Below are 15,601 nucleotides of genomic sequence, written 5' to 3' on the forward strand. Positions count from 1 at the left end.
AGAACAGCTATATCTAAATAGTAGTTCTGCAGAAAACAGGATTTATAAATGAAAGACATTAAAAGACCGTCCTCTCATATCAGGAAGACGGTACATAGTTTATAATTTAATGGCTCGAATAACCGTTTTCTCCGGCACCTATCTTTTTTTATTGTTGAGGGGTAAAGGTGACCAGCCTGCTGTTTTTTAAATCTGCAACCAGTATGTCTCCGTTTGGAAGAACAGTAATATCATGCGGGATTTTCATTGCTCCTTGACCAGACCCCCATTCACCAAACCGTTCTAAAATTAGGCCTTGTTGATTCATGATGACAACTTGATTGGATCCTTTCCCTCCATTCTCATATAATTCATTCCCGCCGTCAGCAATATAAATCTTGCCATCTGAACCTGCATCAATACCAAAAGGCCGTCCCAGTTCGTCCTGGGTCCAGGTTTCTATATAATTCCCATCCTTCGCAAAAACCTGTACTCTCGCATTGCTCCGATCAGCTACATAGATGCGTCCATTTTCATCATGTGTGATACCGTGAGGAAGATGAAATTCCCCAGATTTCGTTCCCCTTTCATTACGTTCCCACTCAAGTTTTCCATTTTTATCAAACTTAACAATCCTGTTGTTACGGTACCCATCGCTGACCACGAAAGATCCGTCGTCCATAACGGTAACATCCGTCGGGCGAGCAAACGTGTACGCATCCATTCCAGTAGGAAATCCCGGAAGAACGTTACGTATGCGGAGAGCAGATTCCATATAAAACGGGTAATCAGAACCAAATGTCCGTATCATTTCCCCACTAGAATTGAATTGAAAAACTTTGTTTTGGAGAATATCTGTAATCCAAACATTATCCTTGGAATCGATCTCAATTCCATGAGGAGACTGAAATATGTTTCTCCCCCATCTTTCCTTCACTTCCTTCGTCTTTCCGTCAAGTACGATAACAGCAGGTTCTTCTACTAAGGACTTGTCACCAAAAGAAGAGCTTCCCCGATGTAAGTAATAAATATCTCCCTTTGAGTTGACGGCAACTCCGCTGGCCTCTCCCGCAAGCTGTTTGTCGCTCTCTGTTCTCGGCCATAATACCTCGTTATCATAGAAAGAAGCAGCCTCTTTTGGTTCAATAGATCTTTTGTATATAGGTTCTATATTTCCCATTCCCCACCATAGGAAAACGGCACATATAGAAATAACTAGAATGATAATGTATCTTTTCATTTTTTCTCCCCCTGTCTTTTCCCCTTACCTACTTTAGCGGGCCAAAGAGAATATTACGACAGGCTGCGGTTTTAATTTATCTAGGACCAGAGACGTAAAAAGAAGAGAGCGGATTCCTCTATTTCTAAGGAAACCGCTCTCTTCTTTATTTCACCGGCACCCGGCCAGTCACTTTCACCACTTTTCCCGTCTCACTCGCTTCCAGGGCGGACAGGATCACTTGCAATGATTTTCTACCTTCTTCCCCGGTAATCAAAGGTTCACGATCATGAAGGATGGAGTCAACGAAATGATCGATTACATGGGTCGTCGTCTGACCGCCTTCCTCATTCGTCTGGATTTTATCCAGTTCGAAGTTCAGGACTTCTCCGTTCTTGTAGCGGATTCGGAAGGAATAGTCCGGGTCGTTCTCAAGCTCCATGACCCCCTTCTCGCCGTATAAGACGGTAGCATTGTCCCCGCCGGCAACGTAGGACCAGCTGGCAGTCAGTGTCCCGATGATACCACTGTCCATCTTCAGGATACAGACGGCGTTATCATCCACTTCGGTGTTCTCTTTGGCAGTCGTCTGGACGAATGCACTTATTTCATCGACTTCACCGAGCAGGTAGCGGATCAGGTCCGCTTTATGGACGCCGAGGTCCCCCATCGCGCCGACGAACGCTTTCTCTTTATCGAAGAACCAGCTGTCTGCGCCGTCGATGCTCCAATTTTCCGGACCGCCGTGGCCGAAGGTCGTCCGGAAGCTGTAGATTCTGCCGAGCTCTCCGTCCTCAAGCATCTGCTTCGCTTTCTGGTGCGAAGCGACGAAGCGCTGGTTATGAGCGACCATCAGCTTCTTCCCGTTTGCTTCGGCAGCGGTGATCATCGCCTGTGCTTCCTCGCTGGATACAGCCATCGGCTTTTCACAGAGGACATGCTTCTTCGCTTCCAGGGCAGCAATGGTTACAGGGGCATGCAGAGCATTCGGGAGGCAGACGCTGACTGCATCTATATCCGCCCGCTTCAACAGTTCTCTGTAATCGAAGAACGCCTCGGCGCCGTATGATTCTGCTACAGCCAGCGCCCGGTCGTTGATGACATCACAGACCGCAGCGATTTCTACATTCGGATTCTTTTTATATTCCGGCAGGTGGCGCTTTTGTGCAATACTGCCGCAGCCGATGACTCCAACTCTGATCTTATTCATGATTGATTCATCCTTTCACTCATTTGATAACTATCTTCACGGAGCGGCGACGGAGTCACCGTACTTGTAAGATCCACCTTCTTTCCGGAATCAGAAGAAGTATGGAAGGCATGCATCGCTTCCAGGACATGATAGGCAAGAGACCCATGCGTTCGGAACGGCGTCCCGTGCTTGATCGCCTCCGCCATATCGGCAAGACCGATTCCGCGGCTGTTCTCTGAATAGACCGATGGAACGGAGACTTCCTGCCAGACATCTTCCCCGCGTTTCTTATAGGAAACAGGGCCCCCGAACGTGTTCGGGTCCGGCACTTTCAAAGCCCCTTCTGTTCCGTAAAGCTCGATCAGCGAGCCTTCCGCCGGTGCTGCATCGAAGCTCATCGTTAAGGTAACGAGAGACCCACGCTCCATTTCGAGCACCCCGGAATAATGGGTCGGGGTATCGACGGAAAGCACCTTCCCCTGCTTCGGACCATTTACAATTGCACGTTCCGCGGGACTTGTCGTCGCGACAGCCATAATGGACTTAATCGGACCGAGCAGCTGGATAAGGGCAGTCAAATAGTAAGGTCCCATATCAAACAGCGGTCCTCCTCCTTTCTGGTAAAAGAACTCCGGATGGTGGTGCCAGCGTTCCGGACCAAGATTCATCATGAAAGCGAGGCCGGACAATGGAATACCGATCGCTCCTTTCTCCATAAGCCCCTGACAAGTCTGGAGGCCTGCACCTAGGAACGTATCCGGAGCGACACCCACCTTCAAATTCTGTTCTTCCGCAAAGGCGAGGATTTCCCTGCCGTCTTCCAATGTGACGGCAAGGGGCTTTTCGCTGTAAACGTGCTTCCCGTTTCGAAGCGCTCCCATCGTAATTTCCTTATGAACGAGCGGCGGTGTCAGATTGATGACGACGTCGACCGCTTCGTCCTCCAACAGCTCCGTTACCGTGAGGGCGCGCTCGACGCCGTAAGCCTCTGCTTTCTCACGAGCGCGGTCCAGATCGACATCGGCACAAGCGATGATATCGAAGCTCGCAAATTCCTGACTATTTTTCAAATAAATATCGCTGATCGTTCCACAACCGATTATTCCTGCGCGAATTGTCATTTCTTCCACCTCTTCTTTCTCTCTATTATTCTTTCACGGCCCCGCCGGCAAGTCCCTTCACGACTTTCTCCTGAGAGAATAAGTACACGATCAGGATGGGAAGACTGGCAAGGGTAAGGGCTGCCATCAAGCCTGGGACGTTGACGGAGAATTCTCCTTTAAAGTCTTGGAGACCAAGCGGGAGCGTCATGTTCTCGGGACTTGAGATCAGCACAAGGGCAAAGATGAACTCATTCCATAAGTGGATGAAGTTGTAGATCAGCACCGTCATCAATGCCGGAGTCAGCATCGGCAGGATCACCCGCCAGAACACGCCAAAGTGGGTACACCCATCCATCTTCGCTGCTTCTTCGAGCGATTTCGGAATTTCCTGCATGAATTGTGTCAGGATGAAGATCGATATCGGCAGACTAAAGGCGATATATGGTCCGAGCAGCGCCCAGATCGTATCATATAGGCCGATGTTTTCCGTAAACTTGAAAATCGGGATCAGCGTCGCATGGATCGGCAGCATCATCCCGGAGATGAAAAGCAGGAACAGAACGCGGTTGAATTTGAATTTCATCCGGCTCAGCGGATAACTCGCGAGTGCTGCAATGAACATGACGATGCCGACAGCAAGCACGGAAATCAGAATACTGTTGAAGAAGTAACGGGTCAGCCCCATTTCGAACACGGCGGCGAAGTTCTCTAAGTTGAAGGAAGAAAAGAAGGCAAACGGCTTTTCAAAGAAATCGGCCTGCGTCTTCAATGCCGTCGAAATCATATACAGGAACGGAAAGCCGGTGAAGACGAGCAGAAGAATGGCAAAGACATATAACGGAATGCGCTTGAATGTCGCTGTCATAGCAGTGCTCCTTTCTTTTTACGATAGAAATCAAGCATCTGAATGATGATGGTCACAATCAAAGCGATGAAAAACATCAGGAAGGCGATCGCACTCGCATACCCCATATTGAAATTGACGAAAGCCTGTTTGAACATATAGGTGCCCATCAGCTCGGTCCCATGGTTCGGGCCGCCGCCTGTCATGATGTAGAAGATATCAAACGCCTTCAGGGATCCGACGATAGCAAGAATAGAGCTGCTCACAATAGTCGGCATCAGCATCGGCAGCGTGATATGGATGAACTTATGTAAAGCGTTCGCTCCGTCCATCTTGGCTGCTTCATACAGGTCTTCCGGAATACCGACGATCGCCGCTTTGAAGAGAATCATATAGAAAGGGGCGAACTGCCAGACGACAACAAGCAGGACGGCGAACATGGCGGTGTCGGCTTGACTGAGCCAGGCGACGTTTTCTACACCGAAGAGGGACACGATATTATTGACGATACCGTTAATCGGATCGAACATGAGCACCCACAAGAGACCGATGGCGACCGTCGACATGAGGAAAGGAAAGAAGTAAACGCTGCTCATGAAACGGATGCCTTTGACCGGGGCAAACAGCATCAAAGCCATTAACAGGCCAAGTGGAATTTGGACGAACACAGAAACGAGGACGACCCACGTATTATTCGTCAACGACGTCCAGAACACCGGATCCTGGAACAGCTGGACATAGTTCTGCAAACCGACGAACACCATCTCACTCATACCGTCCCATTCATACAAACTATATTGGAAAGTAGAAAAAATCGGATAAAGGACATAGACGGCATAAACGATGAAGGCTGGTGCGATAAACAACAGGATGGTCATCATATCCCTGGACTTGACGTTTTTCGTCTTTTCTTTCGTTCGGGAAGCTGCTTTTGATTTGGCTCGTGCCACTTTGTTCACATGTGTTTCCACAAGATCCCTCCTTTTTAATAGAAGGAAAGGGGGAAGCCCCCCTTCCTCCTTTTATTCCAGTACTTCCTTCGCTTTCGCTTCCATCTTCTCTGCCGCTTCTTCCGGCGTCATCTCCAGTCCGAAAACAGCCTGGGTCGTATCTTTATGAAGCTCGGCAAGCTCTGGAGGAAGAGTTTGGTCGTAAGGCATCTGCAGGTGGGTCGCGCCTTCCACTACTTCATGGAATTTCTTCGTGAATTCATCATTCGGAACCACTCCATTGATGGAAGTAAGGGAACCGGTGCGGTCCGCGTATGCCTGTGCCGTTTCTTCACTTGTCAGTTCCTGAATTAATTCTGTAGCAAGATCCGGGTGTTCAGAGCTTTCTGATACCGACCATACAGGACTTGCGGAAGCTCCTAGATCCGTGACGGATCCTTTGCCGCCTTCCACTTCCGGAAAGACGAAGAAGTCGAGCTTCTCTTCGAATTCAGGTGCTTCCATACGGACATTGTTCAGGAAGGAAATCGTCATATCCATCATGGCCGCCTGACCGGAATACAAAAGCTGACGTCCTGTACCTTCGTCGTAAGGTACTCCGTTAAAGCCTTCATTAAAGGCATCGTTCTTCACCATTTCCTGTATGTACGTTCCCGCTTGTACATACCCCTCATCGTCGAACCCTTTCCCTTCTCTATGGAAAGCGCTGTCAAAAAGATCCGTACCCGCTTCTCTGCTTGCGAAGTTCATGAGGTAGTATGCGCCTGGCCATTTTGTCTTGTTGGCAAGGGCGATTGGAATGATGTCGTTCTCATTGAGCGTATCGTTGATTTCAAGCCATTCCTGGTATGTCTTCGGCTCTTCCAATCCATATTTATCAAAGATTTCTTTGTTGTAGAAAACGACGTCGATGGAGAGCCCAAGTGGCAGGCCGTACACTTTGTCCTCGTACATCGAATTCTGAAGCGCCAATTCATTAAAGTGGGACTTGTCGACGTCCTCGGTTACATCCAGCACTTTTCCTTGATCAACGAATTGTTTCAGCCAGCCGCCGCCCCAGCTGTTGAATACATCAGGCGGGTTGCCGCCGGACATGGCAACAGACAGCTTCTGCTTATACGCATCGTTTGGGATCCGAAGGACTTTAACCTCGACATCCGGGTGCTTCTCCTCAAAGCGCTCGACTGCTTCTTCATACACCTTCTCCTTCTCGCCGGGATCGATGTGCCAGAACTCAAGCACCTTCTTCTCGCTTCCTCCTGCAGAATTGGAAGAACCGCTGCACGCAGTCAGAATCAAAACCAAGAACAACATCATTAACATCGCCAGTTTCTTCAATAGAACCGCTCCTTTATAATGATTTGATCAAACGGATGTCACGTTTTGTTTCTGCAGGTACTGGAAACTTTCCGCAATGCTATCAAGCGGGGACTGCTTCGATTGATCCTGTTCTACGATCCACCATTCCACCCCGTTCTTTCCGCCGAGTTCAAGCACGCGCTCGATATCGACACCGCCTGTTCCAAGCTCTGCGAAGAACTGCTCTCCATCTGTCGTCATATCCTTCAAGTGGACGAGTGGCGTCCGACCCTGGTAATTCTCGAGCCATTTGGCTGGTGATTCTCCCGCTTTCGTCAGCCAGTATATATCAAACTCCGCCTTCACCCACTCCGGATTCGTCTCTTTCAAAATATAGGCAAGCGGTGTCGTACCGTCCTCCCATGCTTCAAGCTCGAAGTCGTGGTTGTGATAGGAAAGCGTGATGCCTGCTGCATGAGCTTTCTCCCCTGCTTTATTCAACACGCTTACCAAATGCTCGTAATGTTCCTTCGTCCGCTGCTCCGGAAGCAGGTATGGGCAGACGATATGCTTGCTTCCAAGGATTTTCTGCTCTTCGATGACGCCGTCGATTCCCTCTTCCAGTACGTCGAGCGGAATATGACTGGATGCCGCCTTCAACCCGAGAAGGTCGAGCGTTTCCCGCACTTCTTCTGCCTGCAGGCCGCCGAGCCCGGCAAGCTCCACCCCGTCATAACCGAGGTCCGCCACTTGCTTCAGCACCCCCTTGAAATCTTTTTCACTTTCATTACGCAAGGTGAACATTTGTACAGCTACTGGAATCTTTGTCATTTGATACACTCCTTTATTTTGTTAATGTAAACGATTACAAAAAGGTTTTTTAAAAAAGGATGATGATAGCTCACCCCGTTTGTAATCGATTACATTTTACTAACCAATGATATTACAGCGGGACTACCTTCTTTTGCTGCTTCGCCCCGCACGACTCACGGATCACCAATTCATCCGACAATAGATGCTCCATCTTCGTGACTTCTTCCCCGTTCAGCTTCTTCAACAGAAGCTCCATCGCCCGTTTCCCCATATCGAAAAACGGCTGCGCAATGGTTGTCAGAGGCGGATTGTACATGGATGCAAACTGGATATTGTCAAACCCGACAACTGCCAGGTCTTCCGGTACCTTCCACTCAACAGCAGACGCTGCATTGATCGCTCCAATCGCCATGTCGTCACTTGCTGCAAAGACAGCAGTCGGACGTTCGGCTTGGGAAAGTAAGGACGTCATATGTTCATACCCGGATTCATAGGTGAAGTCCCCTTCCCGGACGAACCGTTCATCGACGCCGAGGCCGTGCTCGATCATCGCCTGACGATAGCCTTCGTAACGAAGCTCGGACAGCGGCATGCGAAGCGGCCCTGAAATACAGGCAATTCGTTTATGGCCGAGGCGGATGATATGCTCGGTTGCTTTCCAGCCACTCTTTTTGTTATCGATCGACACAAACGGTATGTTCGAAGATGCCAAATGAGCGGTCGCAAGCACGATTGGAAACTCGTTTGAAATTTCCAGCATCAGACGCTCCTCCATTTTAGGAGACAGCATGATCATCCCGTCTACCTGCCGCTGCTTCAAGTGTTCGACAGATCCATACTCGCTGCCGAACTGGTTGTTGGTATTGCGGAGCAGGACACGATATCCGTGGACAGACGCTTCTTCCTCAATACCGCCGACGATTTCTGCAAACACCGTGTTACGGATGTTCGGCACAAGGACGAGAATCGTATTCGTCTCCGTGCGTCGGAAATGCCTGGCGAGCATATTCGGCTCATAATTCAACTGCTCAATCGCTTGGTCCACTTTCGCTTTCGTCACCGGCTTTACCGCTTCGGGATTGCGCAGCACGCGCGATACCGTTGCCGTTGAAACACCGGCAAGTTTCGCTACATCACTCATCTTCGCCATAAGTAAGCTCCTGTTCCTGTGTCAAAATGTAATCGATTACAAACAGTGTAAGCGATTCGTTTTGGAAATGCAATACTATCCGGAAAATATTCTGAATTTTTAAAATGGATGTCGGGATTTTTTCTTCCTCCATAAAAAAAGCCCGCTGAATGCGGACTTATTCCAACATATCAAGCAGCTGATTCGTCTCTTCGGCGTTCAGCTCGTACGCCTCCGACTCGTGTCCTGCATAGGTCAGCCGACTGCTCTCTCCATCCATCTTCCATTGCAGGCCGTTCGTTTCCCCGTTTTCATAGCGGACAAGCAGGTCATAGTCCGGTTTCGTTCCGTTCACGTCGATGTCCTGTTTGACGGCGACGGTCTCTTCCGTAATTTTCTCGAATCTGGAAACTGTCTCCTTCTGATCGAGTACCGTGAAATGATTTTCGTTCAAGCCGCCATAGCCTCTTGACTCCGACACCTCAATCAATGACACGTCACCGAGCAGTTCCATCTGCTTATCTTCCGATTGACAGGCGGTCAACGTTAGTACCACAAGAAAAACTCCGATTACTTTTTTCACTATTTCCCTCCTGAACCTCTTCCCCATTGATCCATTGCCAGGAAAAACAGGGCCAGCATAATATTTAAAACCGCAAGCATGGCATAATGCGTCCCTTCCATCCACCCGAGGGCATAGAACAGGGGGAAGACCATCGTCTCCACCCCGAACAGACAGAGCAGGAAGCCGAATCTTTTTGCGAGCTTAGGCTCGTCTTTCGGATGGAAGGTGGTATGATAGCCGGCGATAAATGCAGTCTTTCCTTTCTTTGCGACAGATAAGCCGGTTCCACAGAGAAGAAGACCGATCAGCACAAGGAAGAATGAAATCCAAAACATCTTCTGCCCCCTTACGTCCAGTAATAATTTTCAAAATAGGCGATGAGCTCCGCCTTCCCGCCGTTTTCTGCGTGAAGCTTATGTAATAGATCGTGATTGTGGGTATGGGTGACACCCGTTTCCCGGACTTCTTCATACAGGGAGAAAAACGGCAGTTTTTTCTCCCTGGCAATCGCCAGTTCCCGTTCCACGTCATAGGCAACTTTACGAAATCTTACATCCGCTATTCCATCTTCATCGATTTCAAGGAGGGCATACTGTGCCCTGAGGTCCCCGTTCAGTTTTCCCCATTTAAAAAAAGGCTGGCCGACGGTGCCGGGATTGATAATCAACTGTCCGTTTGTACTGTAGCGCAGAAGCGGGTGATGGGTGTGCGCGTAAATCGCGACATCATGGCCATCGTCAAATAAGCGGTCAAACCCTTCCTGAGGATGGGAGGGCCACAGGTCTCCTCCGTAGTTCTTATCCGGCAGGTGGTGGCTCAGGTGGATATGCAGCTTGTTGACCTGTTTCGTCTGGACAAGCGGCAGCGTTTTTATCCGATCGATGTAGGAAGGATTCAATCTTTCACAAAGGTATTTTGTGAGTCGTGTAACGTAAAGATCCGTAGCATTCCCGATGTCTATATCTTTCTTCAAGACGTCGAGGAAGCCATCCTCCCAGTTGCCGCGGACATAGGCGGAAGTGCGTACCTGATCCAACTGCTCGAATAAGTCATCCGCTCCCGGGCCGGGCATGATCAAATCTCCTAAAAACCAATAGTCTGTTACCCCTTGCCGTTTCGCGTCCTGCAGCACCGCCTCAAGGGCGGTTCCGTTGCCATGGACATCGGCAAGCAACGCAATGATAGGCATAACGCTTCCTCCTAATCTATTCTCTTTTGAACTGCTGCGGCGAGTGCTTCTGCTTTCCGGGAACCGATCACCACGACTTCTCCCGATTTCAGTGTCAGCTCTACGCCTTCCCTGCCGCCGGTATTATAGAGCTTTTCTCCCGAAAAATTGACCCGGATACCCCATCCCCCGAAACGGACGAGGGACCGGACACGGATGGAAGAGACCTTTTCAATATCCGCATGTAGAAACTTCCGGTATCTCAAGTGGAAGGGAAACAGTTTGACATACACGCCGTCGTCCCGGACCTGTGTCGTCATATTCACCTTTAAAGAAAACAAAGGAAGGAGGATTCCAAAAACTACCCAGGCAAGAATCAACCCGGAATCTGTCATCGGCTGATCTCCTAATGGAACACCCAACAAAATCTGCTGGATGAATGCATACCAAAAAATACCGGTAACCGTCCCGATTATCACGAAAAAGAACCACCTGCCGGGCCATTGTACTTCTTCATAGACGGAGTTCTTCTGTTTACCGTCCACCCATTAACCTCCAACACGTCCATTCCTTCATAAATTTTCCCCTTCCCCATTATGTACAAAGAGAACAAAACGTTCCCCATTTCTATATTTTAACAAACCCCATGTAATCTTTACATTCATAATATAGAATGTAAAGATCGCATGGGGGATTTCTTGTTATCTAATAACGTCCCGGTACTCAACGTTAAGAGCCTCGGCAATCAATTTAAGATCGATATTATTCCCCTCGTACCTATCAAAATCAGACGTTTCAATAGCATCGAGCTGATCGACGGTCAAATTTGACTTATCAGCAAGCTCCTTCTGGGTCATTCCTTGTTGCTCACGGATCTCCGCTATGCGGGTATATAGAAACCCTTCAATGTTTTTACTCATGACACACCCCCCCTTTCTTACTTCTTATCTTAAACAAAATGAAGAAAAAAGAAAAAGATTCCCTGTTTCATCACCAACTATTTGGAACGACGGAAGATGAGACAGTCATCCATTAATTCTGCTCCGTAGTAGCCGGCTGCAAGCAGCTCCTTCTGCGCAGTGAGATCCGCTCTTTGCACGACCTTCTCCCGTTCGTCCTCCCATTCCCATACGCCTGACACCGGGCGGTACAGGATATAACGGAGCATACCGGCGTACTTCTCTTTCAGACGGACAATCGCCATGCCTTGGGCAAGTTTGTCCTTCAGGCTGCTTATGTTCCGCGGATGAACCGTGCACAAGAGATGCGCTTTGTCGGTATCCTCTTCACGAAAGGCCTGCATGATCCATGCCCCCATCCGTTTCTGGAGCCGGTTCCCGCGATAATCCGGCCGGACACAGGAAATTTCCTGATGAACGACAAGGTCCCACTCTTCTTCCGGAAGGCCGATATCCATGCCGAGGTTTTCCGGATCCGGACCTGGGTACCATAGTGCCCGAAAGGCGATCAGTTCCTCCTCGACAAAGACACCGATCAACAGCCCGGCTCCTTCTAAAATGGTGTTAAATTCCTGTTTCGAGAGCGGTTGGAGCGTGTCTTTTTCCTGAACCTGCGCTTCGACGATCATCTGCATGTGGAGCAGATCCTCAATATCTTCGGCTCCTAAACGCCGCACATGATAAACGGATACTCTGCCTGTCGGGTGGTGGATGATTTCTCCATGTGCTTTCATGATGATCCCTCATTTCCTGATGCTTGTGAATCGTTCTTTATACAGGGTGATCGTTTCGATGTAGTCACCGTCCGGCTCATAGCCGATTCCTGGTCTGTCGGGAACGTGGATGATCCCATCCTTCATTTCAACCGCTGGAGAAATGATGTCCCTCTCCCAATAATGAGAGGATGGAGCCGTATCTCCGGGATATGTAAATCCCTCAAGCGAGGTGATCGCTATGTTGTGCGCCCGGCCGATTCCCGTTTCCAGCATACCACCGCACCACATTGGAATGTTTTTCTCCATGCACAGATCATGGATGGCGAGCGTTTCCGTCAGACCTCCGACACGACCTACTTTCAAGTTGACAATTCGGCAGCTGTCGAGCTCCACCGCTTTCCTGACGTCCTCTTTCGTATGCAGGCTTTCATCCAGGCAGATCGGTGTCTGCAAATGCTTCTGCAGCTTGGCGTGATCGATGATATCGTCATGGTCGAGCGGCTGTTCAATCATCATCAGTCCAAAACGATCAAACTTCTTCAAGTGATCGATGTCCTCCAATGTATAAGCACAGTTGGCATCCGCCATCAGCTCGATGTCGGGGAAAGTTTCCCGTATCGCTTCCAACACGTCCATGTCCCAGCCCGGTTTCACTTTCACCTTGATCCGTTTATATCCTGCATCGATGAAGTCCCGCACCTTTTCAAGCAGGACTTCCTTCGTTTCTGTGATTCCAATGCTGACACCGACATCAATTTCCTTCTTGGTGCCACCAAGTACCTCACTCAATGTACGCCCTTCTTCCTTCGCATAAGCGTCCCAGACAGCCTGTTCGACGGCTGCCTTTGCATTGAAGTTCCCCCGGATCGACCGGAAACGTTCTGCAACCTCTGACGGATGGTCCAGCGCTTCCTCCAGCACCAACGGGAAAAGGAAATCCTTCATGATCGGCAGATTGGTCCCGATTGTTTCTTCATTATAGATCGGCTCCTTGATGGATACCGACTCCGCCCATCCGGAATACCCACTGTCCGTCTTTGCTTCAATAATAAGGACGTCCTTATCGTATTCCGTTCCCACACTCGTCGTAAACGGGTGGAGGAGATCCATTTTTATGTGTCTTAGTATGATTTCGTTGATTTTCATGTCATTTCCCCTCCCAGGTGACGTGGTCCGCTTCCAGAAGCAGCGCCTCCAAAATGTCGACTCCGGTGAAGAGCGCGGATGTATCGAAAGTCATTTTCGGATGATGAAGTCCCGGCTCAAGTCCACATCCAAGACCGATCATCGTCGCCGGCAGCCCTTTTTGGTGATGCGTGTAAAAGTGGAAGTCCTCTGCCCCCGGAGAAACACACGGCGGGACGACAGCATCATCCGAGACAGCCACTCCGATCGCCTTTTCAGCAAGTGCCACCGCTTGTTCGTGCTTGACTGCAGCAGGGGAAAATTCCACCCACTCCCATTCGATGTCTGTCTTTGTGTCCAAAGCCACCTGTCTCATAAGCGTCTCCGCCTGTTTCATGATGTCATCCAAAGTCCCTGTCTCCGCTGCCCGTGCATCGAACGTGAGACGGGCTTTTTCAGGAATGGCATTGGATGCTTCTCCAGCATGGAACTCCGTCACTTTGAACGAATACGGACGGTCGATGTGAACCTGCTTCAACGCTTCCAATAGTCTGGTTCCAGCTTCGATCGGGTTATTCGCAAATTCCGGACGGGCGGCATGGGCAGGAACACCACGTACGACGGCTTTCAGTGTGACGATCGATCCGTGGAGAATAACGGGCGCCGCCTTTTTGTTCGGTACTTCCTTCGCCGGGCGGAGGTGAATCCCTCCAAGAAACCGGACGTCATCCAGAGCTCCTCCCTTGAGCATCTGCAGGGCACCGGCCGCAATTTCCTCTGCGGGTTGAAAAATAAACCGCAGGGTATGATGGTAAGAATGCCCCGACTCCACAGCTCTTAAAGCGGTGTGCAGCACCATCGTACTGTGGGCGTCATGGCCGCAAGCGTGGTTCGGCCTCACTTCCCCGTCCACTTCCTGGAGCAGTGCATCCATATCGGCACGCAGGGCGATCACGGCATTCGTTTCCCCGCTTAACTCAGCATAAAAACCGTGATGGTCCGGAAATGTACGGAGGGCAAAACCAGCCGCCTCAAGCCTTCCCCTCAGATAGGCGGAAGTATTCTGCTCTTTTCCACTAGGCTCTGCAAGCTTATGCAAATCTTCATAGGTTCGTAGAATATCTTCGTGTTGCAATGGTGAGTCCTCCCTCTATGGTTAGAAAATCAAGTGAGCGATGCCGACGACAATCGGCAGCGTAATCAACGTTCGTAGCAGGAAAATAAACACAAGGTCCTTGAAGGAAACCGGAAGTTTCGATCCAAGCAGCAAGCCCCCCATTTCCGACAAGTAAACAAGTTGCGTAACAGATACGCTTGCAATGATAAAGCGCGTCATTTCACTTTCTATCCCGCTTCCGATGATAGCCGGCAGAAACATATCTGCAAAACCGACGACCATCGTCTGACCGGCTGCCTCTGCTTCCGGCACCTGCATCAGCATAAGCAGCCATTCGAACGGCTTGCCGATGATGGTGAAAAAGGAAGTGAATTCTGCTATGACGACAGCGACCGTTCCAATCGCCATGACGACAGGAAGGACGCCGATCCACATATCCAGCACGTTCTGCATTCCCTCTTTCAGTGTCGCTTTCACACCGCCGCCGCTTCTCGCCTTCCTGAGCGCCTGAGTCGTTCCCCAGCGGAACAGCGAAGTCCCCGACGGAATCGCTTCTTCGGTCTTTCTTGTCGTTCCCTCATAGACGTCATCCTTCTTCCAGGACAACGGAGGAATACGAGGCATAATCAAAGCAGCAGCAAGCCCTGCTATGATGATCGTGGCGTAATAAGGCAGGAAATAGCTCTCCATTTCCAGGTAACTGATGACGACAATCGTGAATGTGATCGAGACAATGGAGAACGTCGTCGCGACGACACCTGCTTCTCTTTTTGTGTAATACCCTTCTTCATACTGCTTCGATGTCAACAGGACACCGATGGTCCCGTCCCCGACCCAGGAAGCGAGACAGTCCAACGAGGAACGCCCGGGAAGAGTGAACAGAGGACGCATCACTTTACGAAGCAGCGCTCCGACGAATTCAAGCAGACCGAAATTCAGCAGCAATGGAAGCAGAAAACCTGCCAATAGAAAGGTCGTGAACAGAACAGGCAAAAGGTCGAACAACAGCATTCCGCCTGTCACGTCGGACGTCAGAAAATCGGGCCCCAGCGTAAGAAGAGCCATCCAGGCAAAGATCATCCCGAGAACCCTCGTCATCACCCAGTTTTTACGGACATAAAACAGGGCCATCCAATAGGTGGATTCCATGATCCATTTCGGCTTCCACAAATAAGCGGCGAGCGATCCAATGACAGAGATCGTTATCGCCAGCACCGTCAGGACAGGTATTGTGCCGGCAAACCCTTCATTCAGCCCATTCGCAAGGAAAGCGACGGGAATCGTGATCCCATCCTCCGTCTGAATCGGCACCATAAAAAACAACATCCCCAACAGGGACGGAAGAATGAATGCCGCGTAATCCTTGGCAGAAAACCTCTTTTTCTCACGTTCGACATGCTTCCACTGTTCCTGCATCCCTTCC

General features: G+C 49.9%; 17 protein-coding genes. All 17 read right to left on the reverse strand.

Going from position 1 to position 15,601, the window contains the following annotated elements:
• Nucleotides 1-148: 148 nt before the first annotated feature.
• The 17 genes from M662_RS15570 to M662_RS15650 all read right to left on the reverse strand — a co-directional run bounded on the left by M662_RS15570 (nt 149) and on the right by M662_RS15650 (nt 15,594).
• The gene (locus M662_RS15570; RefSeq protein WP_026578100.1) at nt 149-1,219 is read right to left on the reverse strand and encodes a peptidyl-alpha-hydroxyglycine alpha-amidating lyase family protein; all 1,071 of its coding nucleotides are present in this window, start codon (nt 1,217-1,219) and stop codon (nt 149-151) included.
• 145 nt (nt 1,220-1,364) lie between these two features.
• Nucleotides 1,365-2,408: a Gfo/Idh/MocA family protein gene (locus M662_RS15575; protein ID WP_026578099.1), complete on the reverse strand. Its 1,044-nt coding sequence runs from the start codon at nt 2,406-2,408 to the stop codon at nt 1,365-1,367.
• Nucleotides 2,405-3,511, reverse strand: coding sequence for a Gfo/Idh/MocA family protein (locus M662_RS15580; protein ID WP_035388298.1), 1,107 nt, complete (start codon nt 3,509-3,511; stop codon nt 2,405-2,407). Before M662_RS15580 ends, M662_RS15575 begins: the two co-directional genes overlap by 4 nt.
• A gap of 25 nt (nt 3,512-3,536) precedes the next feature.
• On the reverse strand, nt 3,537-4,358 hold the full coding sequence (locus tag M662_RS15585; protein ID WP_008633261.1) for a carbohydrate ABC transporter permease: 822 nt from the start codon (nt 4,356-4,358) through the stop codon (nt 3,537-3,539).
• Nucleotides 4,355-5,308 carry a carbohydrate ABC transporter permease gene (locus M662_RS15590; RefSeq protein WP_008633264.1) on the reverse strand — a complete coding sequence of 318 codons (954 nt, stop codon included), beginning with the start codon at nt 5,306-5,308 and terminating at the stop codon, nt 4,355-4,357. Before M662_RS15590 ends, M662_RS15585 begins: the two co-directional genes overlap by 4 nt.
• Nucleotides 5,309-5,359: 51 nt before the next feature.
• Nucleotides 5,360-6,625, reverse strand: coding sequence for an ABC transporter substrate-binding protein (locus tag M662_RS15595; RefSeq protein ID WP_008633266.1), 1,266 nt, complete (start codon nt 6,623-6,625; stop codon nt 5,360-5,362).
• A gap of 27 nt (nt 6,626-6,652) precedes the next feature.
• On the reverse strand, nt 6,653-7,417 hold the full coding sequence (locus M662_RS15600; protein ID WP_008633268.1) for a sugar phosphate isomerase/epimerase family protein: 765 nt from the start codon (nt 7,415-7,417) through the stop codon (nt 6,653-6,655).
• Between the two features lie 112 nt (nt 7,418-7,529).
• The gene (locus tag M662_RS15605; protein ID WP_026578098.1) at nt 7,530-8,549 is read right to left on the reverse strand and encodes a LacI family DNA-binding transcriptional regulator; all 1,020 of its coding nucleotides are present in this window, start codon (nt 8,547-8,549) and stop codon (nt 7,530-7,532) included.
• Nucleotides 8,550-8,706: 157 nt separating this feature from the next.
• Nucleotides 8,707-9,111, reverse strand: a complete 405-nt coding sequence (locus M662_RS15610) for a YhfM domain-containing protein (protein WP_026578097.1) — start codon at nt 9,109-9,111, stop codon at nt 8,707-8,709.
• Nucleotides 9,111-9,428 (reverse strand): hypothetical protein, encoded by a 318-nt coding sequence (locus tag M662_RS15615; RefSeq protein ID WP_051348917.1) that lies wholly within the window; start codon nt 9,426-9,428, stop codon nt 9,111-9,113. The genes M662_RS15610 and M662_RS15615 overlap by 1 nt, the downstream gene beginning before the upstream one ends.
• Nucleotides 9,429-9,439: 11 nt before the next feature.
• Nucleotides 9,440-10,282, reverse strand: coding sequence for a metallophosphoesterase family protein (locus tag M662_RS15620; protein WP_026578095.1), 843 nt, complete (start codon nt 10,280-10,282; stop codon nt 9,440-9,442).
• 11 nt (nt 10,283-10,293) lie between these two features.
• Nucleotides 10,294-10,806, reverse strand: coding sequence for a DUF6141 family protein (locus tag M662_RS15625; RefSeq protein WP_008633278.1), 513 nt, complete (start codon nt 10,804-10,806; stop codon nt 10,294-10,296).
• A 156-nt stretch (nt 10,807-10,962) separates the two neighbouring features.
• Complete coding sequence (locus M662_RS15630) at nt 10,963-11,181, reverse strand: helix-turn-helix domain-containing protein (RefSeq protein WP_008633280.1); 219 nt, start codon at nt 11,179-11,181, stop codon at nt 10,963-10,965.
• Nucleotides 11,182-11,258: 77 nt separating this feature from the next.
• Nucleotides 11,259-11,954: a hypothetical protein gene (locus M662_RS15635; RefSeq protein WP_035388296.1), complete on the reverse strand. Its 696-nt coding sequence runs from the start codon at nt 11,952-11,954 to the stop codon at nt 11,259-11,261.
• Nucleotides 11,955-11,963: 9 nt separating this feature from the next.
• Nucleotides 11,964-13,082, reverse strand: a complete 1,119-nt coding sequence (menC, locus tag M662_RS15640; protein ID WP_026578093.1) for an o-succinylbenzoate synthase — start codon at nt 13,080-13,082, stop codon at nt 11,964-11,966.
• A gap of 1 nt (nt 13,083) precedes the next feature.
• Nucleotides 13,084-14,196: an amidohydrolase gene (locus tag M662_RS15645; RefSeq protein ID WP_008633285.1), complete on the reverse strand. Its 1,113-nt coding sequence runs from the start codon at nt 14,194-14,196 to the stop codon at nt 13,084-13,086.
• 21 nt (nt 14,197-14,217) lie between these two features.
• The gene (locus M662_RS15650) at nt 14,218-15,594 is read right to left on the reverse strand and encodes a YjiH family protein (protein ID WP_026578092.1); all 1,377 of its coding nucleotides are present in this window, start codon (nt 15,592-15,594) and stop codon (nt 14,218-14,220) included.
• Nucleotides 15,595-15,601 lie beyond the last annotated feature (7 nt).

The organism is Bacillus sp. SB49 (assembly GCF_000469135.2).
In the GTDB taxonomy this organism is placed as follows: Bacteria; Bacillota; Bacilli; order Bacillales; family Halobacillaceae; genus Halobacillus.